This window comes from Streptomyces sp. NPDC006450 (assembly GCF_040612195.1).
GTDB lineage: Bacteria > Actinomycetota > Actinomycetes > Streptomycetales > Streptomycetaceae > Streptomyces.
The window spans coordinates 41,985-63,213 of sequence record NZ_JBEXPT010000020.1; the positions used below are offsets into that span (position 1 = coordinate 41,985).

Sequence of the window (21,229 nt, forward strand, 5' to 3'; positions counted from 1 at the left end):
ATATTCAGTACAAGGATATTCCGTACACGGAAGGTTACGGTGGGGGCGCGATGCGGCTGATCGTGGGAATGACCGGCGCCACGGGCGCGGTGCTGGGCGTCCGACTGCTCACCGAGCTGCGAAGGAACCCGCGGGTGGAGACGCACCTGGTGCTCAGCCGCTGGGCGCGCGCCACGGTGGAGCTGGAGACCGGGCTCAGTGCCCACGAGGTGGCCGCGCTGGCGGATGTCACCTACTCGCCCGACGATCAGGGAGCGGCGATCTCCTCCGGGTCCTTCCCCGTCGACGGCATGGTGGTCATCCCGTGCAGCATGAAGACGCTGGCCGGCATCCGGGCCGGGTACGCCGAAGGGCTGATAGCCCGCGCCGCCGACGTCACGCTCAAGGAGCGGCGCCGACTGGTCATGGTGCCGCGGGAGACCCCGCTCAGTGAGATCCATCTCGAGAACATGCTGGCGCTGGCCCGCATGGGCGCCGCCATCGTGCCGCCCATGCCCGCCTTCTACAACCGGCCCGGCACGGTCGACGACATCGTCGACCACATCGTCGCCCGAGTCCTCGACCAGTTCGGGATCGAGGTCCCCGGAGCCCGGCGCTGGGACGGCTTTCCGCGGTCCAGGGCCGACCGGTTGGGCCCCGCGGCCAGCATCACTCCGGTACGCCCCAACGGCACGAAGCAGAGGAGCTCCCGTTCATGACCGCCCCCGAGACGAGCCCCGTGACCCGGTTCAGAGACCTTCGCGGTTACATCGACGCCCTGGAAGCCCTCGGCGACCTCAAGAGCGTCAAACGTACGGTGAGCTCCGACCTCGAGGCCGCCGCCATCAGCCGTCTCTCCTGCGAACGCCGGTCACCGGCGCCGCTGTTCGAGAACGTGGCGGGCGTCGCCCCGGGCTTCCGCCTGTTCGGCGCACCCGCCGCGCTCAGTGCCGCGGCCGGCAAGCCGCTGGCCCGGGTCGCCCTGTCCGTCGGGCTGCCCGCCGAAGCCACCGCGGCCGAGTTGGTCGAGCACCTGGCCCGCACCCGCCACGCGGCGCCGGTACCACCCCGGCTCGTCGCCCGTGAGGACGCTCCCTGCAAGCAGAACGTGCTGTTGGGCGACGACGCCACCCTCGACCGTTTCCCGGTGCCCCGGGTCCACGAGTTCGACGGCGGACGCTATGCCAACACCTGGGGGATCATCGTCGCCAGGACCCCGGACGGCCGGTGGACCAACTGGTCCATCGCCCGCATCATGCTGATCGACGGCAAGCACATGACCGGCCTGGTGATACCGGCGCAGCACATCGGCATGATCTGGCAGGAGTGGGTCGCGATCGGCGAGCCCATGCCGTACGCGCTGGTCCAGGGCGGGGACCCGGCGATCCCGTTCGTGGGGGGCATCCCGCTGGAACCGGGAGTCGACGAGGCCGGGTACATCGGGGCGCTGTACGGCGATCCGGTCGACGTCGTGCGATGCGAGACGGTGGACCTGGAGGTACCCGCGGGCGCGGAGATCGTCATCGAGGGGCACCTGTCCGTCGGCCGCGACGCGCGGGAGGGACCGTTCGGCGAGTTCGCCGGCTACGCCTCCACCGAGACTTCGATGCAGCCGGTCTACACGGTCGAAGCGATCACCCACCGGGACGACCCGATCTGGCCGCTGGTGGCCGAGGGCCGGCCGGTGGACGAGTTCCACACCGTCACCGGCGTCGGCCAGGCGGCCGAGGTACTGGCGGAGCTTCGGGCCGCCGGTCTGCCGGTCACCACCGCCTGGTCACCGCTGCGCGCCGCATCGCACTGGATGGTGGTCACCGTCCCGCAGGACTGGCGCGACCGACTGCCAGGAGTCGATTCGGCCGAGTTCACGCACCGGATCGGCGAAGTGCTCTCCGCATCCCACTCGGGTCGCGCCACGGCGGCGACCTTCGTCCTGGACGACGACATCGACCCCGCCGACGACACCGACCTGCTGTGGGCGCTGGCCACCCGGATCCACCCCCTCGACCGTGCGGAGGCGTGGTACGGCTTCGTCCACCCCCTGCTGAACTGCTACACCCGCGAGGAACGCGCCGCCCAGTCCGGCCCCATCGTGTTCCACGACGGGCTCCTGCCCGCCCCGGGAGGAAGCCGCCTCCCCCACAGCTCCTTCGCCGAGGCGTACCCGGAGCGGATCCGCCGGCAGGTCCTCGACCACTGGGACGACTGACGCGACACCTGGACGAGGGCGGGCCACGGCGTGAGCGCACGAAGACTCCGGGCCCGCCTTCCGCGAACCTGGACGGAGCACGTGAACACTGAGCAGCATTACGAGGGTCCCGACGCCCTCCCCCGCGTGGGCGCCGCGGCGGCCCTGTCCGAGGACAACGCCCGGTGAAGACCGCCCTCGTCATAGGAGCCGGTCTGATCGGGACATCGGCGGCCCTGGCCCTCGCCGGACGCGGCGTCACCGTCCATCTGGCCGACCACGACCCGGACAGGGCCCGGACGGCGGCGGCCCTCGGCGCCGGCAGTGACGCGCCGCCGCCCGGCCGTGTCGACCTCGCGATCGTCGCCGTACCGCCGGCGCACACCGCCGCCGTGCTCGCCGGGGCGATGCGTACGGGGATCGCGCGCGGCTACATCGACGTCGCCAGCGTCAAGAGCGGTCCCCGGCGCGAGCTGGAGGACCTGGACATCGACCTCGGCGCGTACATCGGTACGCACCCCATGGCGGGCAAGGAGACGTCCGGCCCGCTCGCGGCGACCGCCGATCTCTTCGAGGGCCGCCCCTGGGTGCTCACCCCCATGCCGGACACCGACACCGGGGTACTGAACCTCGCCCTCGAACTGGTCGCGCTCTGCGGCGCGGTGCCGGTGGTCATGGACGCCGCCGCCCACGACCGGGCCGTCGCCCTCGTCTCCCACACCCCCCAGCTCATCTCCTCGATGGTCGCGGCCCGGCTGGAATCCGCGGACGAGACGTTCGTACGGCTCTGCGGCCAGGGCATCCACGACGTCACCCGGATCGCGGCCTCCGACCCACGGATGTGGATCGAGATCCTGTCGGCCAACCCGGGGCCCGTCGCCGACGTGCTCGCGGACGTGGCCGCCGACCTCGACGAGACCGTCGAGTCACTGCGCGCCCTCCAGTCCGCCGACGAGGCCAAGCGGCGCGGCGGAGCCGCGGGCATCGCGAACATCCTGAGCCGGGGCAACGCGGGCCGGTCACGGGTGCCCGGCAAGCACGGCGAGGCCCCCGCCGCGTACGAGACGGTGGCGGTCCTCATCGGTGACCGGCCGGGCGAACTGGCACGGATCTTCGCGGACGCCGGACACGCGGGGGTCAACATCGAGGACGTGCGGATCGACCACGCGACCGGGCAGCAGGCGGGTCTCGTGCAGCTCATGGTGGGACCCGCGGCGGCCGACGCCCTGGGCGCCACCCTCCGGGAACGCGGCTGGTCGATCCGCCGGTGACGGCGAACGGCGGCGCCGGGTCCCGGTGATGCGCCGCATGCGAGCCCGGACGGCGCGGACGGCGCCCGCTCGACCGGCGGACGACGACGACAGCGAAGGCCGCCGTGAACGGCGGCCTTCGCTGTGCGGCGGTTGGCAGGCGGGCAGGGCTCAGGCTCCCGGATTGCACTCGTCCGAGTTCAGCCACAGCGACAGGATGTTCCGCAGCCCGTCGCGCTCGACGCGGAGCTGGTCGTTCTCCAGGCGCAGTTGTTCCAGCGGGTCGGACGCCACGGTGTTCGGCGAGGTCCGTGCGAGCAGCGCGACGCCGGACGTACGGCCCTGCTGACCGCGTGAGCGAGGGGGCAGCGGTGCGAGGACGTCCCTGGGAAGGGACTCGGTTAAGGAGAGCCGCCCGTCCAGGATCGACTGGTGCAGGACGTGCAGGTCCTGCGCCGGCTCGATGCCGAGATCCTCGGAGAACCGCATTCTGGCGGTGCGGAAGGTCTCCAGGGCATCGGCCTGGCGGCCGGAGTGGTACAGCGCCAGCATCAACTGGGCGCAGGCGCGCTCCCGGAAGGGGTTCTCGGCGACGAAGGCGGTCAGATCGCCGATGATCTGCTGATAGCGGCCCAGTTTCAGCGTCACGTCGAAGTACTCCTCTTTCACCGTCAGCCGGTCCTCGTTGAGCCCGACGACGAGCGAGGCCAGCGCCCTGCTGTCGAGGCCGGCCGCGACCGGGCCGCGCCACAGTGCGAGCGCGGACTTCAGCAGCCCTTCGGCGCGCTCCAACTGGTTGTCGCGGACCATGGCCCGCCCCTGGGCGACCAGCGTCTCGAACGTGAAGAGGTCCAGTGACTCGTCGTCACGCACCCTGATGCGGTAGCAGGAGGGGTGCGTCTCGATCACGCTGTCCTGCTCTCTCCCCCGGAGCAGGCGGCGAAGGCCGGAGACGCAGATGCGGATCTGTCCGTGGGCGGACGCGGGCGGTTTGTCGTCCCACATCGCGTCGACCAGCCGGCCGAGGCTGACCACCTGGTTCGCCTGGAGGAGGAGCGCCGCCAGTAATTTCTGCCTGCGGATCCCGCTGATCTCGATTTGGTCGTCGCCGCGCATTACCTGCAGCGGCCCCAGTATTCTGAAAACGTGTTCATAGCGCATATCGATACCCCCGTAATGATGTGCGGAAATGACGTGAGAACTAACATGTGAGGATTCTTTTGCCCTCCGAGGCGGAGTCGGTGATTCCCGTGGTCACGTGCACGTGATCGCGATCGTGGTCGGCGGCGGGCGGCAGAGATCGCCGAGCGGTCCGACCGAGTCGAGCGGGTCCGAGGTCTTCCTTGGTGCGGCACGGAGCTTGTGGCTGGTGCAGCTCGCGTCGCAGATCTGATTCCGGGTGAGGCGCCTTCGCAGGTGGGCGAGGTGGCGCTGGGCGGGATTCCCGATGCGAAAAGGAAGTCGGTCATCAGGATAATCCGAGGCGGCGGACCGCCACGAGGCGGCCCGGTGTCCGGTCGGGCGGCGATGCCCTCGGCGTTGCGGCTTCCGACCCGTCCGAGCAGGTCGCGTCCCCCCACCGCGCCGTAGGCGGGCTCGCATCGCGGCCCGCCCGCACACCGTCGCCACCTTCACCCCGTCCAGCCCGGCGGTGGTGTCCCGCCGCCGCATCGATCCCGGTACCGTCCGTGCCCCCCGGCCGGCTTAATGGCAGGTCAAGTCGTCGCTTCCGCACCCCCGTTGATGTCGAAGACTCAATACGGCTGTCATCGACATGATGGAAATGTCGATGGCAGCCATATTGATGCCACGAAACGGTCGCAGGTCAGCAATTGCCTTCTGGTTCGTCAGGGTTCCTATGCGTAGCGGTAGAACTTCGAGTGATCCAGGAGATCGGCGGGTGACATCGAGTACCAGGGCGCGAGCTTCGTGTGCAGTGACGGGACGTCCGGGTGTTCGGTCAGCGGGAGGTAGTGCGGGACGTCCGGATGCGTCTTCTGCCAGATCGACCAGAGCTTGTCGATGAAACAGTGGTGCATGAAGAAGATCGGGTCGTTCGGCGATCCGATGTACAGCATGTGGCCACCCATCCACGTGTGGCCGGCGCCGTGCAGCTTGCCGAGGTTCGCCTCCCAGGGGAACTTCGCGTACCCCTCGAGGTGATTGCGCAGGGACTGCGTCTCGGTTCCGTAGCCGGAGGTGTAGTTGTACGGCGGAGTGTCGTAGGTCGTGAGCGCGAGAGTGTCCTCCAGTTCCTTGACCGTCGGCAGGGCGGGGTTCACGGTGCCTATGTCACGGACGAGGTAGTCCCGGTCGTCCGCCGTGTAGTGACCGTTGAACGCCGGATGCTCGTCGCCGACCGGCACCACGCTGACATTGAGCTTCCACCCGTTGCAGTGGGCGAACGGGCCGGTCATGACCTTCCGGTCACCGGGCCGGCCGTTCCCGCCCATGAAGGTGTCCGCCCACAGGGGCGAGTCGAGGCTCTGGTCCTTGGTCCAGTCCCAGTAGGGAATCGTGACGGAGGGGTCGACCTGCTGGAGCGCCCTTTCGAGTACGAGCAGGTACTGGCGGTGCCACGGGAACAGGCCCGGGCTCATATGACCCCAGCGTTTGCCGACGCCCCCGTCCTTGTCCAGGTAGTCGCCCGAGTTGATCTGGATGTGGATCCGGACCAGCTCGTCGTAGATGCCGAGTTGCTTCACCCTGCGCACCGCGCGGATGAAACGCGTCTTCTCCGTGGCGGTCATGTCGAGATGGTTCTTCCGGACGGGAACCATGAGGTCTCCTCCTTCTGGGGTCTCTCGGGGTGGATCAGGCGTGATGGGCGCCGGCCGGGAGCAGGTTCGCCCCGCGCAGCTCGTCGACGGCCTGGCGGCCGGCGGCCAGCGGGGTGGGCTCGATCCGGTAGTGGCACATCGCGCTGAGGTAGGCGCCGTCGCCCAGCTTCATGAGGTGCAGCGGCTTGTCGTCTATGTGCACCGTTTCGTCGGTCTTGGAGACGGTGATCTTTCGGCCCTTGTACGTCTCGGTGTACAGGTCCTCGGACCCTTCGGCCGTGTGGCTGTGGGCCGAGTCGTGCGCGGCGCCCCCGCCGCTGCCCGCCCCTATGACAGCGGCCGGCACCGCCACGACGGCGGCGGCACCCGCTATCCCCTTCATCACGTCACGTCGTTTCACTGACTTCCTCCTGGTAGACAACCCATCGATCAGTCAAACTCCCGCCAAGCCTTTCAACGCGGCCTATCGGCGGGATATCGCGAGGGCGCCGGCGAAGCCGCCCGCCTCCGCCCGCTCCCGCGGCGCGCGGGGTCGTCGCGGCTCTCCCGACGTCAGGCCCGCGGCGGACGCGGCACGATGTTGTGGTTGAACCGGAAGAGGTTGTCCGGGTCGACCCGGGCCTTGATCCCGGCCAGCCGGGCGAAGGTGGCCGGCTCGTAGCCGCTCTCGGCGAGATCAGCGGTGTCGGGGCTGGCCAGGAAGTTGAGGTAGCGGCGCCCCGTGCCCCACTGCGCCATGCCGTCCACCACCAGCGGGGGGCGGTCGTCGGGGAGCGAGAGGCTCGACAGCGCGAACGCCGCGTCCCGGTGGTCGACGGCGTTGGGCACCTTCGGCGGCCGGCCGACCGCGCCGCCCAACTGCCGCAGCTCGACGGCCAGATCGATGCAGTCCGCGCCCGGCCCGGCCAGCTTGAGCAGCCCGTCCACCGCCGCCTCGTCCAGTACGCGGAGCATCATCGACCGCTCGCTGTACGGAATCGGCTCGGTCGGGTCGTTGTGGATCTCCCCGGACCTCGTGTACGGGATCTCGGCCAGGGTGTCGACGACCAGCGGGCCCGCCGCGCGCAGCGGCGCGACCAGCCGTTCCCCGTCCTCGGCGGAGCCCAGGTAGGCGATCCGGATGTGCACGGTCAGCCGGCCGCGCAGGAAGGGCGGGACCGCCTCGACGTCCGGCATCCGCAGCAGCGCCAGCGAGGAGGTCACTTCCTCCGGCACGGACGCGGTCCACTCGCGCCAGGCGTGCAGCACGTCCGCGGACGCCTCGCCCGCGAAGAACAGGCCGCCCCCGTAGAACCACGACACCGGTACCAGCTCGAACTCGACGGCGGTGACGACGCCGAAATTGCCCTTGCCGCCGCGCGCGGCCCAGAACAGGTCGGTGTCCTGGTCCGCGGTGGCCCGGTGGGACTGCCCGTCGGCCGTCACGATGTCGAGGGCGGTGACCCGGTCCGCGGCGTAGCCGTACTTGCGGGCCATCAGCCCGAGCCCGCCCCCGAGGGTGTATCCGATCACCCCGGTGAGCGGGGAGGATCCGCTGAGCGGGGCGAGGCCGTACGCCGCGGCCGCCTGGATCACCTCGTACCACTGGGTGCCGCCCTCGACCCTGGCGATCCTCGTGACGGGGTCGATGCTCACGCCCCGCAGCCGGCGGGTGCTGATCAGCAGCCCGCCGTCCGCGGCGGTGGACGGGCCGTGGCCGGTGGCCTGGACCGAGATCGGCAGCTGCCTGCCGGAAGCGAAGGCGACGGCCTCGCGCACGTCCGCGGCGCAGGTCACGACCGCGATCAGGTCCGGGTCGTGTTCGGTGATCGGATTGAACCCCTCCAGCTCCAGGTCGAAGTCGTCGTCTCCCGGTTGCAGGATCCGTCCTTGGAACCGGTCGGAGAGTTCGGCCGCGGCCAGCCTCGCGATGCTCTTGCCTGTCGTCATCTTCAGTCCTCCCGGACCCGGTTGTTTGTCGGGATGCGAGGGACTCTGCCAACGGCCGGCGCCGCAGCACATCCCCCGTTTGAGGCGGATGTCGCGACCGGGCGGACGGGCTCGGGCGCACATGGTTCACGGGGCGACCCCGCGCGCACGCCTCCGGACGGGGAGGGGCGGTGGGCCGGAGGACCGCGGATGCGGTCAGGGCCCGGCGGGGCCGGCCGTGGGCACTGGTGCGCCACGCCTGCCCCGGCCGGGCCCTGCCGGGCGGTCACCGGACGCCGTGGCTCGGGGGTGCGCACCGGCGTTCCGGCCGGCCGCGTACGCGGCCGCGTAGGAGACGGTTCTCGCGGTGTGCTCCCGTCAGGAGGAGGGGGTGAAGCCGTCGAGGAGCTGTCCCTGTCGCACCGAGTGGCCGCGCATCACCGCCTCGAGTTCCGCCATGTCCTCGTGGACGAGCGCCTGCGGGCCGTCGCACAGAGCGGTCCTGGGGTCCGGATGCACGTCGATGATCACCCCGTCGGCACCGACGGCCAGCGCTGCCCGGGTCAGGGGCAGGACGAGGTCGCGCCGCCCGCCCGAGTGCGACGGGTCGACGATGACGGGCAGGTGCGACAGCCCTTGGACGATGGGCACGGCGGCGATGTCCAGGGTGTTGCGCGTGGCGGTCTCGAAGGTCCTGATCCCGCGTTCGCACAGCACGATGTCGAGGTTGCCGCGCTGTGCGACGTATTCGGCGGCCATGAGCCACTCCTCGATGGTCCCGGACATCCCCCGCTTGAGCATGACGGGTTTGCCCACGTCGCCGACGGCCTGCAGCAGCGCGAAGTTCTGCGCGTTGCGGGTGCCGATCTGCAACATGTCGGCGTAGGAGGCGACCAGTTCGACGTCGTGGGCGTCGACCACCTCGGTGACGACGGGGAGCCCGGTCTCGTCGCGCACGTCGGCGAGGATCTTCAGCCCCGCCTCTCCCAAACCCTGGAAGGCGTAGGGCGAGGTCCTGGGCTTGTAGGCGCCTCCCCGCAGCAGGGTGGCGCCCGCCGCCCGGGCCATCCGGGCCGCCCGCAGCGTCTGATCCGGTGTCTCGACCGCACAAGGACCCGCGATCAGCGTGGTGGTGCCGGGGCCGATGGACGCCCCGCCCACCCGGACGGTCGAGCGGTCCAGGTGGCCCTGCTTGCTGATCAGCTTGTACGGCACCGAGATGCGCACCACCTGGGCGACCCCGCGCATGGCGCCGAGGTTCAGCGTCTCGAACTGGTCGAGGTCGCCGACCAGCCCGACGACGGTACGGCTCATGCCGCGGCTGACGAAGGCCTCGCCGCCCGCCGTCTCGACCAGCGCGACGACGGTGGCCAGGTCCGACGCCGTGGCCTGCGGCGACATCACGATCACCATGCTTCACCCCCGGACAATGGCCTGCCCCCAGTCCTCGTCGGGGCCGAAGAGCTTGCGCGGCTTCATGGCGTCCAGCTGTTCCGCCAGCACCGCGCTCGGCACGAGCGTGCCTTCGGGGACCGCGCTCACCGCACAGGGCACCCCCAGTTCCGCCTCGATGGACGTGGCGAGCAGCGCGGCGGCGTCCCCGCCGTCCGGGCCGGGCACCTCGATCTCGACGACCAGGCGGTCCTGCTCGGCCCTGGCGCGCCAGAACAGCACGCCCCACGTCGCCGGAAGCCGGTACACGAGCTCCTCCACCTGGATCTGCCCGAGACGTTTCCCGCCGACCGTGTGGCCCTGGCCGAGCCGGCCCAGGACCCGCACGGTCGGGAGGTTCCAGCCGCACGCGCAGTCCTCGTAGCGCAGGTCCACCAGGTCCTCGAGGTTGTAGCGCAGCAGCGGCATCGCCTCGCGGTACAGGGGGGTGATGACCAGCTGCCCGGTGCCCTCGGCGGAGATGCCGCCGGTCTGCGGGTCGTAGATCTCGGGGAGCACCCGGTCGGCCCAGAAGTGCATCCGGCCGTACGGGCAGTCGCTGGCCAGCGGTCCGACCTCGGTGCAGCCGTACTCCTCGATGACCGGGGCGCCCCAGATCTCCTCGATCCGGCGGCGGCGCGCGCTGCTGATCGGCTCGCCCGCCACGTACAGCGCCCGCAGCGCGGGGAAGGAGCCGGCGGGGTAGCCGGCGGCCTTGGCCGCCGCGACCCAGAGCAGGCTCTCGCTCGGCGTGGACCAGGTCAGCGTCACCTCGAGATCGCGCATCAGGCGCACCACCCGCGAGTAGGGAACCGCGAGTGAGCGGCAGTCGCCGGGGACGACGGTCGCGCCGCTGCGCATGGCGGCCCAGTGGGCCATGTGCCCGGCGAGCACCAGCCCGTAGGGGATGCGCACGAGCATGGTGTCCTGGGGGCCGATCGGGACGGTCTTGCGGACGAACCGGTCGGCCAGATCGGTCCACTCCGCCTCGGTGAAGTAGGCGGGTGTGGGATTGCCGGTGCTGCCGCTGGACTCGTGGTAGGTGGCCAGGCGTTCCCTGGGCACGGCGAGCATGCCGAAGGGGTAGCTGTCGCGCAGGTCCGACTTCCCGGTGAGGCGAACCGACTTGAGTCCGGACGGGGTCTGCCCTGCCTCCAGGCGGTTCTCGTAGAAGGGCGAGTTGCGGGCGTGGTGGAGCGTCGGTGCGATCCGTTCGTCCTGGAGCGCCCGCAGGTCGTCGAAGGTCTTCCAGTCACCGATGGCCGGCAGGCCGCTGCCCGTCGGGACCGGGCCGGCCGTCCCGGAGCCGGCCGGTTCGGTGTTCAGCGAGACGGTCACAGGGCGCCTCCGGCCCGTGCGGCCTCGGTGAGCTCGCCCGAGGAGATCATCTCGACGACCGCGGTGATGTCGCCGTCCATCTGCCGGTCCTTGGCGGCGAAGGGCACCTCCTTGCGGATGCGCGCGTACACGGCCTTGGTACGGGGGCTCATCGCGTCGACGCCGCGCAGTTCGACGGCCTGGCAGGCGGCGAGGAGGTGGATGGCCGCGACCTCACGGGTCAGCTCGATGACGTTGCGGGCGTCGCGCGCCGCGATCGGGGCCATGCTGACCTTGTCCTGGTTGTGCGCCTCGGTCGAGCGGGAGAAGGTGCTGGCCGGGCCCGCGTGCTTGAGGGCCTCCGCGGTGAGCGCCGAGCTCGCGATCTGCATCCCCTTGAAACCGTGCTGGAGCCCGGCATCGAGGTCGTCGTCGTCCACGCGGGCGATCAGATTCGGTGTGAGGCCGTTGTTGAACTTCTCGTCGACCAGGAGCGCGAGCTGCCGGTCGAGCAGGTCGGCGATCCCGGCGACGGCCGTCTTCAGCGAGTCCATCGCGGTGACGACGTGCCCGCCGTAGAAGTTGCCGCCGCTGTACACGGCGCCCGTGGACGGGTCGAAGAGCGGGTTGTCGCTGGAGGAGTTGATCTCCACCGTCATCCACGTGCGGACCCAGTCGAGCATGTCCCGCAGGACTCCGTTGACGTGCGGGGCGCAGCGCAGCGAGTACCGGTCCTGGATGCTGCGCGTGAGCTTCTGGTAATGCCGGCCGTCCAGGGGGCCGTTGAGGTCCACGACCTGGTCGTACGTCATCGCGAGAGCGGAGCCGTCGAGCAGGTCGTGGATGAGCGCGGCGCTGGCGCCCTGTCCGGAGTGCGGCTTCTCGTTGTGGATGAACGGCGCGTAGTGGCCCCGGTTGCCGAGCATGCCCTCACTGGCCAGCGCGGTGCAGATGTCGGCCACCTCGGCGAGTTCGGCCGCCGCCTCGACGTTCAGGACGGCGAACGCGGAGCTGAAGGAGGTGCCGTTGATCAGGGCGAGCCCGTCCTTGGCCTCCAGCATCACCGGCTCCAGGCCCAGTTCGGCCATCACGTCCGAGGCCTCGCGTATCTCCCCGCGGTGGCGCACCTTCCCCTGGCCCGTCAGCGCGTAGGCGAGGTAGCAGAGCGGGACGAGGTCTCCGCTGGCGCCGACCGAACCGCGCTCGGGGATGGTGGGCAGGACGTCGTGCCGGAGGAAGTCGAGGAGCCGTTCCACGACGGGGAGGCTCACACCGGAATTGCCTCGGGCGAGGCAATTGGCGCGGATCAGCAAGGTGGCTCGGACGACCTCGTCGGAGGCCAGCGGGCCGGTTCCGTTCAGGTGGTAGCGGATCAGTTCGTTCTGCAGTCGCGCGGTCTTCTCCGGCGAGATCTGCCGGTTGACGCTGTCACCGAATCCCGTCGTCACTCCGTAGATGGGCTTGCCGGTCTTCAGGATCTCCAGCTTCAGGTCCCGTGAAGCGTTCATTGCCTGCAATGCGCCCTCGGAGATCGAGAAATCCGAACCTTCGCGGGACGCGGCAGCCACGGCCTGGCCAATGCTCAGGTCGTGCCCGTCAATCTTCATGGTCGTCACTTGTGGACACCTTTCTCACCCGGTTGTCCATGAGTCTTGACCGCTGATGTTCCCCGTCGATATCCGAACGCGCTGCGCGTGATATCCGGATGAGATCCCGAAGATACCCGCCCTCTTCAGGGTTGATTCAAGACCGGCACGGAGAAAGAGGAATCCCTATGATCTCCAATGGCGCGTTCGGCAGGCAGCTCCGCCTGCGGCGCCTCTACCGAAACGATTCCGAACGGCTGCTGATCGTGCCGCTGGACCATTCGGTGAGCATGGGACCGATCACCGGCGGCGAGGGACTCGACGCGCTCGTGGGCCAGTTGGCCGGCAACAGGGTGGACGGGATCGTCCTGCACAAGGGCAGCCTCCGGCACGTCGATCCCGCCTGGTTCGGCAGGACCGCGCTCATCGTCCACCTGAGCGCCAGCACCGTGCACGCCCCCGATCCGGACGCCAAGTACCTCGTGGCCGGCGTCGAGGAGAGCCTGCGGCTGGGCGCGGACGCGGTGAGCGTGCACGTCAACCTGGGGTCGGACGGCGAACAGCAGCAGATCTCCGATCTGGCTGCCGTCGCCGAGGCCTGCGACCGGTGGAACGTGCCGCTGCTGGCGATGATGTACCCCCGCGGTCCCAAGATCAGCGATCCGCGCGACCCGGCGCTGGTGGCGCACGCGGTGACACTGGCCGCCGATCTCGGCGCCGACCTGGTCAAGACCCCGTACGTCGGCTCGGTCACGGAGATGAAAGAGATCACCGCCGGCTCGCCCATCCCGATCATCACCGTCGGCGGTCCGCGCAACGACGACGAGGGCGAGGTCCTGTCCTACGTCACCGAAGCGCTGAGTGCGGGCGTCGCGGGCGTGGCCATGGGCCGAAACGTCTTCGAGGCACCCGACCCCGGCGTCATGGCCGCGAAATTGGCCGACCTCATCCACAGTGATTGACCTCTAGGAGCCCTACGCAATGAAGCTCAGTTGGCTGGACATCCGGGACCTCACCGGGGCCAGGAACGCCATCGTCCAGGAGGCGCTGCACCAGCGGCTCGACGGCATAGTCGCCGCGGACCCGGCGGACCTCGAGGGCCTGCCCCCGACCATCACCAAGGTGTTGTTCCCCCGCGGCAAGGACCTCCCGGACGACTTCGGCGAGGCCACCGTGGTCATCGTGGACCCCGCGCACCACAAAACGACCCCCGCCGAGCTGGCGCTCGAACATCCGGGCGTGGAGTTCGGCCGGTTCGTGGAGATCATCGACGCGGAGACGCTCGAGGACGCCTGCCAGTCGGCGCGCACCGAACGGTGGAGCCTGCTGCTGTTCCGCGACCCCACCAAGATTCCGCTGGAGATCGTCATCGCGGCGTCCGCCGCGTCCCGTGGCAGCCTGATCACCGTGGCGGCCGACGTGGAGGAAGCCGAGATCATCTTCGGTGTGCTCGAACACGGCTCCGACGGCGTCATGATGGCGCCGCGCGCGGTCGGCGACGCGACGGCCCTGAAGGGCGTGGTGAACGCCGACACCCCGGACCTGGCCCTGGTCGAACTCGAGGTCGTCAGCACCGAACACGTCGGCATGGGCGAGCGGGCCTGCGTCGACACCTGCACCTACTTCCGCAAGGACGAGGGCATCCTGGTCGGGTCGCACTCCAAGGGCATGATCCTGTGCGTCAGCGAGACGCACCCGCTGCCGTACATGCCGACCCGTCCGTTCCGGGTGAACGCCGGCGCCATCCACTCCTACACGCTGTCCAAGGACGGGCGCACCAACTACCTCAGCGAGCTGAAGGCGGGCAGCAAGATCGTGGCCTCCGACGTCGAGGGCCGTACCCGGCTCGTCACCGTCGGCCGGGTCAAGATCGAGACCAGGCCGCTGATCTCGGTGAACGCCGTCTCCCAGGACGGCCGGGAGGTCAACCTGATCCTGCAGGACGACTGGCACGTGCGGGTGCTCGGTCCGGGCGGCGCGGTGCTCAACAGCACCGAACTGGCGCCCGGCGACAAGGTCCTCGGCTTCCTGCCGACAGAGGACCGGCACGTGGGCTACCCGCTCGACGAGTTCTGCCTCGAGACGTGACGTAGTGGATGCGCTCCTGTTCGTCCCGGTCCGGGTCGACGCCCACGGCGGCGGGTTCGCCGCCGTCCGCACGGCCCGGTCGGGCGCCGGGCAGGAGCGGGTCGGCCTCGCCTTCACCGGCGAGGACCGGCTCCACGCGGCGCTGGGCTCCACCCAGCGGTGGATCCGGTTGTCCCGGCCCGCTCTCCTGGCACTGCTCCGGCCACTGGGGATGGAGAACGTCCGGATCGACCCGCACTACGTCGGACCGGAGATGCCGGTGGTGGACCTCCGCCAGGAAGAGCCCGTCCTGGTCGGAATGCGGCGGCACGCGCAGTGGCTGCCGGACGAGGTGTGGTGACGGCCGGGAGTGGTTGCCGTCACGGGGCCGGATCCGCCAAGTGCCGTACGGTGGAGGCTGTTGTGAGGAGACAAGGCTCGCTTCCTCGTCCTTTGGCGACCCGGAACGGAGTGCCGGAGCATGCCCACTGTGATCGGCCGCGATGAACTCATCTCACGTGTCGGCCGTGCCGACAGCCCACACACGATGTTCAGCACGCTGGCAACGCAGTTACGCAGGGTGGTCCCCTACGACGCAGCTGTCTGGCGGGCCACGGATCCCGAGACCGGGATGATCACGTCGCCGATCCTCGCGGAGAACATCGAGGGTCACAGCTGCGCCGTCTACTGGCAGTACGAACTGTTCACGGAAAAGATCAACGTGTTCCGCGACCTCGCGCTGGCGCCGGTGCCGGTGGCGAGCCTGTGGGAGAGCACGGGCGGCGAGCCGGACCGGAGCGCGGTCTACCGGGGCTTTCTGGCGCCGCGCGGGGTGGTGGACGAGCTGAGGGCCGTCCTGCGGGTGGACGGCCGACCGCACGGGTACGTCAGCCTGTTCCGCGAGAAGGGGCGGCCCCCCTTCAACAGGGCGGAGCGCCGGTTCATCGAGGAACTGGGCACACCCGTCGCCCGCCAGCTGAGGTCGTACGCCAAGCACCGCCCCGAAACCTCCGCAGGGGGTCAGACCGGTACCGGGCTCCTGCTCTTCGACACCCAGGGCACCCTCATATCGGCCAATGACGACGCGCGGCGTTTCCTGGAGGAGATGCCCGACGGCCCCACCTCGGTCACCGCTCTGGGCATCCGGATTCCGCTGTGGGTGCACGGCACCGCGATGCGGGCCAGAGCGACCGCGGAGAACCACGGGGGCGACACCGCGCGGATCAGGATGCGCAGCCGGACCGGCCGCTGGCTGCTCTGCCACGCCTCGTGCCTGCGGGGAGCCGACGGACGGCCGGGCGTCTCCGCGGTGATCATCGAACGCGCTCCGATCTCCGACGTCACGCCGCTCATCGTGCAGGCCTACGAGCTGTCCGAACGGGAGCTGGAAGTCACGGAGTGCGTGGCGCGCGGCCTGTCCACCAGCGGGATCTCCGAGGAACTCCGTCTGTCGCCGCACACGGTGCGCGACCACATCAAGGCGATCTTCGAGAAGCTCGGCGTGTCCAGCCGCGGCGAACTGGTGGGCAAGCTGTTCACCGAGTACTACGAGCCGCTCCCCTCGGGCTCGACCGGCCGGCGGGCTTAGGCACCTTCACCGCGATCCCGTCGGCTGGTCGATCCGGGGGCCGGTCAGGGGTGGTGGGCGGGGAGACGGGCGGATGGGAGGAGGGCCAGGGCCACGAGGCAGGCTGCGACGGCGTACGTGATGCGGAAGCCCGTCGGGGTCGTGCCCGCCGTGCTCAGGGTGACCGACAGGAGGGCCGTGCCGACCGAGGCGCCGATCTGGGAGTTGATGCTGAGGAACGTGCTCGACGCGGTCAGGCGGGACCGGGGGAGGTCTCGGCTCGCGGTGGTCATCGTCGGCATCATGACCATGCCGGCGCCGAGGCCCATGACCATCGACGCGCTGACGAACCGCCAGTGCGCCACGTCCGGCGTGCCGGACTGGAAGGCGAGCAGGCCCATGCCCAGGGCGGCCAGCGCGATCCCGGACCGGATCAGGCGGCGGGGGGAGACCTGGTCGACGCTGCGGGACGCGATCTGCATGACCAGCCCGATGGTGAGGCCGGTCGGCGCGCCCAGCAGCCCGGCCGCCGTCGCGCTCATGCCGCGGTTCTGCTGCCAGTACATCGGTGCGAGCAGCATGGATCCGAAGTAGCCGCAGGTGAAGAGGGCGAGCGTGGTGATGCCCGCCCGGAAGGTGCGGTCGCGGAGCAGTTTCAGGTCGAGGAGGGGCTCGCGGGCGGTCATGGCCCGGCGGGCGAAGGCGGCGACGAGCGTGGCTCCGGCCAGGGTGGGGAGCAGGGCGTCGGGTGCGGTGAAGGTGCCGCCTTCTCCGCCCCGGGCCAGGCCGTAGAGGAGCAGGGCGAGGCCCGGGGACAGCATGAGCAGCCCGGGTACGTCCAGACGCGGCGCGGAGGCCGGGTCGCTCGGGGTGTCGGAGCGCAGCAGTTTCGCGGCGAGGACCAGGGCCACCGCTCCGACGGGCAGGTTGACCAGGAAGATCCAGTGCCATGACACCGAGTCGACCAGCCAGCCGCCCAGCACCGGCCCGGCCACCGGTCCGACCATGAGGGGCAGCCCGTGCAGGGCCATCACCCGCCCGAGCCGGGCCGGGTCCGCCGTGCGCATCACCATGGCCATGCCGACGGGCAGGAGCAGCCCGCCGCCGAGGCCCTGTACGGCGCGGAAGGCGATCAGGCTCCCGATGCTCCAGGCGCACGCGGCGAGCAGCGATCCGAGCGTGAACAGGGTGAGGGCGCCGAGGTAGGTGCGTTTGGCGCCGAAGCGGCCCACTGCCCAGGCCGAGGCCGGGATGACGGCGGCGAGAGCGAGCGTGTACGCGCTGGCGGTCCACTGGATCGTCGAGAGCGGTGCGTGGAAGGTCTCGGAGAGGCGGTGCAGGGCGACGTTGACGATCGTCATGTCGAGCACCGACATGATCGAGCCGACGATGACGACTCCCAGGGTGCGCCGGAGCAGTGCGGGGGAGGCGGAGGCCCGGGACGAGGAGGCGGGGGTGTCGGCGGTGTCTGCGGCGAGCACGGCGTCCGTGGGCGTCGCCGCCTCTTCGGAGTTGCCGGGTTCCTGCGTCGCGCGCATCCTCCTGCCGCCCCTCAGCCCTGGTACGGGCGGCTCGCGCGGGCGTCGCGCAGCGTGCGGCCCCACCAGGCCAGCTGGCCGATCATGCCCTTGACCGCGCCCTCGGCGACGGCGGTGTCGCGCGGTACGCCGTCCCGGCCGATCCCGGACCAGGGCCCGTGCAGGCTGACCGAGTCGCGCACGGTCACGGCGTGCAGCTCGGCGAAGACCAGGCGGAGCTGCTCGACGGCGCGCAGGCCGCCGCCGATGCCGCCGTAGGAGACGAAGCCGGCCGGCTTGGCGCGCCACTCCTCGCGGTGCCAGTCGATGAGGTTCTTCAGGGCGGCCGGGTAGCTGTGGTTGTACTCGGGGGTGACGATGACGTAGGCCTCGGCGGCGGCCAGCCGCGGGCTGACCTCCGCGAGGGTGGCGGCCGCCTGCGGGTCCGGGGAGCCGCCCCAGCCGGGCATGACCAGTGGCAGGTCGACGTCGGCGAGGTCGATGAGGTCGAGGTCGAGGCCGCCGAGCGCGCGCGCCTCGCCGAGGAACCAGTCGGCGACGGCAGGGCCCTGACGGCCCTCGCGGACGCTGCCGATGATGACGGCGACGCGCAGCGGCGCGTCCTCGTCGGGCGTGTAAGCGGGAGTGGGAGCGTGGGCGGCGGGCATGGCGGGTCCCCTCGTCGGCGGGGCGGCCGTTCGGGTCGGCCGCCTCTCCGGTAAAGTACAACGGGCGTTGTAAAAATTGCAACGGCCGTTGTACTTCCTCTGTACTTCCGAGTCGTTGACTTGTACTTCTCATGTACTTCTCGTGTGGAGGCGAAGTGAGCACCGGAGCCGGCGGGACCAGCGGGACCAGCGGGACCAGCGGGACCAATGCCAAGAAGCTGGAGAAGCAGCTCGCCATCGCCGGCGCGTCCTGCGGGGTCTTCGGCCGTGAGGGCTACGCCCGGGCCACGGTCGACGAGCTCGCCGCCGCGGCCGGCATCTCGACCCGCACGCTCTACAACCACTTCCCGGGCGGCAAGGCGATGCTCTTCGCCGCCGTCGTCGACTGGACCTCGGGGCAGGTGCGCGACGCCCAGATCGCCCAGATCCAAGCCGTGCTGAACCCCGAACGCCCGCCCCGGCCCGAGGATCTGGAGCGGGACCTGGTCGTCTTCGCCCACCGGGTCATCGGGCTCATGAACGACTACGCCGACCACTTCGCGCTCGTCCGCCACATCCGCGCCGAGGCCGACCACGTGCCGCCCGAGGTGCTGGAAGCGTGGGTGAACGCCGGTCCGGGCCCCGTGTCCCGAGCGCTCGCGGACGCGATGGCGGGCCTGGACGCCGCCGGGCTGATCGACGTGCGCGGTGACGCGATGCTGACCGGCGCCCACTTCATGGCGCTGACCTCGCACACCATCTCGCAGCTCTCGCACCACGGGGCGGTGCCCCTCGCCAAGGAGCAGACGGACCAGGTGATCGAGGGCGGCGTGGGCGCCTTCCTGCGGGCCTATCGGGCCGGTTGAGCCCGGAACCGGGCGGCGCGCGCCCGGTGGCGGCACACCGTACCGGGGTACCCCGGCCCCTCCGGTCGCCCGCCCCCCGGCCCGGGGCTACGTTGGACGGGTGAGCACGACACGGTTGCGCAGGGCGGCTGTGGGAGCGGCCGCAGTGGGGCTCCTGATGGTGCCCGTGGGGGCCGGTGCCGGGTACGCGGTGGACGCGCCGACACCACCGGCGGCGAGCAGTCCGGCCGTCTCCGACGAGTTTCCGCGGCTCACCCCCGCCGTGGCGCGGCAGTTGGACGACGCCATCCGGAAGGTGATGGACGAGGCCGAGGTGCCCGGAGTCCAAGTGGCCCTGTCGGCGCCGGGCAAGGGAGCGTACGTACGGGCCTTCGGCGTGGCGGACAAGGCCACCGGGGTGCCCATGACCGACCGCCTCAACATGCGGATCGGCAGTGAGACGAAGACCTTCACCGTGACCGCGATGCTGAAGCTGGTCGACGAGGGCAAGATCGGGCTGGACGATCCCATAGGCAAGTACATCGACGGCGTACCCAACGGTGACCGCATCACGCTGCGCGAGCTGGCGGGCATGCGCAGCGGACTCTTCAACTACTCCGCCGACGAGGACTTCTTCAAGGCGCTGACCAGCGATCCCCAGCGGCCCTTCACCCCGCAGGAGCTGCTCGACTACTCGTTCAAGCACCCGGTGCTCTTCGCGCCGAACGCGGAGTTCTCCTACTGCAACACCAACCTGATCCTCATCGGGCTCGTCGTGGAGAAGATCAGCGGGCAGACGCTCGCCGACTACATCACCGAGGAGGTCATCGAGCCCGCCGGGCTGAAGAACACCCTCTTCCCGACCGGCGCCGAGTTCCCGGCCCCGCACTCCCAGGGCTACACGGACCAGACGGCCTCGGGGAAGGTCGAGGACGCGGCCGACTGGAACCCCTCCTGGGGCTGGGCCGCCGGAGCCATGATCTCCGACCTCCCGGACCTGCGGCGGTGGGCCGAGGTGCTGGCCACGGGTGAGCTGCTCACCCCCGCCACCCAGGCCGAGCGCCTCGACGTCGTACCGGCTCTGCCGGGCACCGGCTACGGACTGGGGATCTTCAACGTCCAAGGGTGGATCGGGCACAACGGCTCCATCCCGGGCTACCAGACCCTGGCCGTCTACGACGCGCAGTCGAAGGCCACGCTGGTGGTGCTGCTCAACACCGACATCTCCGCCGGGGGCGAGGAGCCGAGCACCCTGTTCGGCGAGGCGATCACCAAGATCGTGACCCCGCAGCACGTCTACACCCTGCCGGCCCAGCCCGTCACCGGGGACGAGGACCACTGACGGCCCGGCCTCGTGCGGGAGTTCGTACGCGTCGTCCGCCTCACCCGCGCCGACCGGGACGGCCTTCCCCTCCTGGCTCCGGGCCCGTACGGGCCGGGCCGTGCCCCTGGTCCGCCCGCCCGGTTCGAGTGCCGGGCGGCCCCCCGCGCACAATGGGACCGGCGCGCGGGAGTGGACGAGGGAGAGCGATATGGACGAGCGGGCGACACAGGTCGAGGTCCTGGAGGCGGGATCCGGCGACAACGGGGCCGAGGTGGTCCTGCGCGAGGCGGGCGAGGCGGATCTGGACACCGCCGCCGAGCTCTTCCGCGGCTACCTGGAGTTCTACGAGGTGGAGGTCGAGGACCCCCAGCGCCCGCGCGCCTTCCTGGCGGAGCGGCTGGCGGGCGGGGACTCCTTCATCCTGCTCGCCGAGGTCCCGGGTGCGGGCACGGTCGGCTTCGCGCAGGTCTACCCGATGTTCTCCTCCCTGGCCATGAAGCCCGCGTGGCTGCTGGGCGACCTGTACGTGGCCCCCGCCGGCCGCCGCACGGGCGCGGGCCGCGCGCTGCTGCGCGAGGTGCTGCGCCGGGCGCGGGAGGCCGGGGTCTCGGGCGTGCAGCTGGAGACGGCGTACGACAACCTCGTCGCGCAGGGGCTGTACGAGGCGGAGGGGTTCGTCCGCGAGGAGTTCCACGTGTACTTCCACGACCTCTCCGAGACGGGTGCCGAGACGGGTGCCGCGGCGGGTGCCTGAACGGGTTCCTGGAGGGGGTCGGTGACGCCTGCCGAATCAGTCCGGGTCCGGCTGAAACATTCCCGGCCC

The 21,229-nt window shown here is 70.6% G+C and carries 19 protein-coding genes; 10 read left to right on the plus strand and 9 right to left on the minus strand.

What is annotated here, in order from left to right:
• Nucleotides 1-50 precede the first annotated feature (50 nt).
• The 3 genes from bagM (at nt 51) to ABZY57_RS10070 (ending at nt 3,438) form a co-directional block, all read left to right on the plus strand.
• On the plus strand, nt 51-698 hold the full coding sequence (gene bagM / locus ABZY57_RS10060; protein ID WP_356510062.1) for a bagremycin/ferroverdin biosynthesis UbiX family decarboxylase BagM/FevK: 648 nt from the start codon (nt 51-53) through the stop codon (nt 696-698).
• Complete coding sequence (bagN, locus tag ABZY57_RS10065) at nt 695-2,188, plus strand: bagremycin/ferroverdin biosynthesis UbiD family decarboxylase BagN/FevL (RefSeq protein WP_356510064.1); 1,494 nt, start codon at nt 695-697, stop codon at nt 2,186-2,188. Before bagM ends, bagN begins: the two co-directional genes overlap by 4 nt.
• 164 nt (nt 2,189-2,352) lie before the next feature.
• Complete coding sequence (locus ABZY57_RS10070) at nt 2,353-3,438, plus strand: prephenate dehydrogenase (protein ID WP_356510066.1); 1,086 nt, start codon at nt 2,353-2,355, stop codon at nt 3,436-3,438.
• A gap of 150 nt (nt 3,439-3,588) precedes the next feature.
• On the opposite strand, the gene bagI is transcribed toward ABZY57_RS10070, so the two are convergent.
• From bagI to bagA, 7 genes are all read right to left on the minus strand, one after another.
• Entirely contained in the window at nt 3,589-4,533 is a 945-nt protein-coding gene (bagI, locus tag ABZY57_RS10075; protein ID WP_356510068.1) for an AfsR/SARP family transcriptional regulator BagI/FevR, read from the minus strand.
• A 740-nt stretch (nt 4,534-5,273) separates the two neighbouring features.
• On the minus strand, nt 5,274-6,197 hold the full coding sequence (gene bagH, locus ABZY57_RS10080) for a bagremycin/ferroverdin biosynthesis o-aminophenol oxidase BagH/FevF (RefSeq protein WP_356510070.1): 924 nt from the start codon (nt 6,195-6,197) through the stop codon (nt 5,274-5,276).
• A 34-nt stretch (nt 6,198-6,231) separates the two neighbouring features.
• Entirely contained in the window at nt 6,232-6,597 is a 366-nt protein-coding gene (gene bagZ / locus ABZY57_RS10085) for a bagremycin/ferroverdin biosynthesis copper chaperon BagZ/FevE (RefSeq protein ID WP_356510072.1), read from the minus strand.
• 152 nt (nt 6,598-6,749) lie between these two features.
• Complete coding sequence (gene bagG, locus ABZY57_RS10090; RefSeq protein WP_356510074.1) at nt 6,750-8,126, minus strand: bagremycin/ferroverdin biosynthesis FAD-dependent oxygenase BagG/FevA2; 1,377 nt, start codon at nt 8,124-8,126, stop codon at nt 6,750-6,752.
• A 357-nt stretch (nt 8,127-8,483) separates the two neighbouring features.
• Entirely contained in the window at nt 8,484-9,518 is a 1,035-nt protein-coding gene (bagF, locus tag ABZY57_RS10095) for a phospho-2-dehydro-3-deoxyheptonate aldolase BagF/FevY (protein WP_356510077.1), read from the minus strand.
• A 3-nt stretch (nt 9,519-9,521) separates the two neighbouring features.
• The gene (gene bagE / locus ABZY57_RS10100) at nt 9,522-10,874 is read right to left on the minus strand and encodes a bagremycin/ferroverdin synthetase BagE/FevW (RefSeq protein ID WP_356510079.1); all 1,353 of its coding nucleotides are present in this window, start codon (nt 10,872-10,874) and stop codon (nt 9,522-9,524) included.
• The gene (bagA, locus tag ABZY57_RS10105) at nt 10,871-12,460 is read right to left on the minus strand and encodes a bagremycin/ferroverdin biosynthesis tyrosine ammonia-lyase BagA/FevW (RefSeq protein ID WP_356510109.1); all 1,590 of its coding nucleotides are present in this window, start codon (nt 12,458-12,460) and stop codon (nt 10,871-10,873) included. Before bagA ends, bagE begins: the two co-directional genes overlap by 4 nt.
• A 167-nt stretch (nt 12,461-12,627) precedes the next feature.
• Between bagA and bagB the strand changes: the two genes are divergently transcribed.
• From bagB to bagY, 4 genes are all read left to right on the plus strand, one after another.
• Complete coding sequence (gene bagB / locus ABZY57_RS10110) at nt 12,628-13,401, plus strand: bagremycin/ferroverdin biosynthesis DhnA-type aldolase BagB/FevI (protein WP_356510081.1); 774 nt, start codon at nt 12,628-12,630, stop codon at nt 13,399-13,401.
• A 19-nt stretch (nt 13,402-13,420) separates the two neighbouring features.
• Nucleotides 13,421-14,527: a bagremycin/ferroverdin biosynthesis 3,4-AHBA synthase BagC/FevH gene (gene bagC / locus ABZY57_RS10115; protein WP_356510083.1), complete on the plus strand. Its 1,107-nt coding sequence runs from the start codon at nt 13,421-13,423 to the stop codon at nt 14,525-14,527.
• 4 nt (nt 14,528-14,531) lie between these two features.
• On the plus strand, nt 14,532-14,867 hold the full coding sequence (locus ABZY57_RS10120) for an SAV_915 family protein (RefSeq protein ID WP_356510085.1): 336 nt from the start codon (nt 14,532-14,534) through the stop codon (nt 14,865-14,867).
• A gap of 120 nt (nt 14,868-14,987) precedes the next feature.
• On the plus strand, nt 14,988-16,094 hold the full coding sequence (bagY, locus tag ABZY57_RS10125) for a LuxR family transcriptional regulator BagY/FevT (RefSeq protein ID WP_356510087.1): 1,107 nt from the start codon (nt 14,988-14,990) through the stop codon (nt 16,092-16,094).
• Between the two features lie 44 nt (nt 16,095-16,138).
• Here the strand turns inward: bagY and ABZY57_RS10130 are convergent, their stop codons facing one another.
• Together ABZY57_RS10130 and ABZY57_RS10135 are read right to left on the minus strand one after the other, a co-directional pair.
• Entirely contained in the window at nt 16,139-17,611 is a 1,473-nt protein-coding gene (locus ABZY57_RS10130; protein ID WP_356510089.1) for a DHA2 family efflux MFS transporter permease subunit, read from the minus strand.
• A 14-nt stretch (nt 17,612-17,625) separates the two neighbouring features.
• Nucleotides 17,626-18,258 (minus strand): NAD(P)H-dependent oxidoreductase, encoded by a 633-nt coding sequence (locus tag ABZY57_RS10135; RefSeq protein WP_356510091.1) that lies wholly within the window; start codon nt 18,256-18,258, stop codon nt 17,626-17,628.
• 155 nt (nt 18,259-18,413) lie between these two features.
• Between ABZY57_RS10135 and ABZY57_RS10140 the strand changes: the two genes are divergently transcribed.
• The 3 genes from ABZY57_RS10140 (at nt 18,414) to ABZY57_RS10150 (ending at nt 21,160) form a co-directional block, all read left to right on the plus strand.
• Nucleotides 18,414-19,103: a TetR/AcrR family transcriptional regulator gene (locus ABZY57_RS10140; RefSeq protein ID WP_356510093.1), complete on the plus strand. Its 690-nt coding sequence runs from the start codon at nt 18,414-18,416 to the stop codon at nt 19,101-19,103.
• Between the two features lie 157 nt (nt 19,104-19,260).
• On the plus strand, nt 19,261-20,424 hold the full coding sequence (locus ABZY57_RS10145) for a serine hydrolase domain-containing protein (protein WP_356510111.1): 1,164 nt from the start codon (nt 19,261-19,263) through the stop codon (nt 20,422-20,424).
• Between the two features lie 190 nt (nt 20,425-20,614).
• Complete coding sequence (locus ABZY57_RS10150) at nt 20,615-21,160, plus strand: GNAT family N-acetyltransferase (protein ID WP_356510095.1); 546 nt, start codon at nt 20,615-20,617, stop codon at nt 21,158-21,160.
• Nucleotides 21,161-21,229: the final 69 nt, after the last annotated feature.

Coding starts and splice junctions, on each gene's coding strand:
- bagM (WP_356510062.1), top strand. CDS start 51: ATGCGGCTGATCGTGGGAATGACCGGCGCCACGGGCGCGGTGCTGGGC.
- bagI (WP_356510068.1), bottom strand. CDS start 4,533: ATGCGCGGCGACGACCAAATCGAGATCAGCGGGATCCGCAGGCAGAAA.
- ABZY57_RS10145 (WP_356510111.1), top strand. CDS start 19,261: ATGGTGCCCGTGGGGGCCGGTGCCGGGTACGCGGTGGACGCGCCGACA.
- ABZY57_RS10130 (WP_356510089.1), bottom strand. CDS start 17,611: ATGCGCGCGACGCAGGAACCCGGCAACTCCGAAGAGGCGGCGACGCCC.
- bagB (WP_356510081.1), top strand. CDS start 12,628: ATGATCTCCAATGGCGCGTTCGGCAGGCAGCTCCGCCTGCGGCGCCTC.
- bagY (WP_356510087.1), top strand. CDS start 14,988: ATGCCCACTGTGATCGGCCGCGATGAACTCATCTCACGTGTCGGCCGT.
- ABZY57_RS10135 (WP_356510091.1), bottom strand. CDS start 18,258: ATGCCCGCCGCCCACGCTCCCACTCCCGCTTACACGCCCGACGAGGAC.
- ABZY57_RS10150 (WP_356510095.1), top strand. CDS start 20,615: ATGGACGAGCGGGCGACACAGGTCGAGGTCCTGGAGGCGGGATCCGGC.
- bagN (WP_356510064.1), top strand. CDS start 695: ATGACCGCCCCCGAGACGAGCCCCGTGACCCGGTTCAGAGACCTTCGC.
- bagC (WP_356510083.1), top strand. CDS start 13,421: ATGAAGCTCAGTTGGCTGGACATCCGGGACCTCACCGGGGCCAGGAAC.
- bagF (WP_356510077.1), bottom strand. CDS start 9,518: ATGGTGATCGTGATGTCGCCGCAGGCCACGGCGTCGGACCTGGCCACC.
- bagH (WP_356510070.1), bottom strand. CDS start 6,197: ATGGTTCCCGTCCGGAAGAACCATCTCGACATGACCGCCACGGAGAAG.
- bagG (WP_356510074.1), bottom strand. CDS start 8,126: ATGACGACAGGCAAGAGCATCGCGAGGCTGGCCGCGGCCGAACTCTCC.
- bagA (WP_356510109.1), bottom strand. CDS start 12,460: ATGAAGATTGACGGGCACGACCTGAGCATTGGCCAGGCCGTGGCTGCC.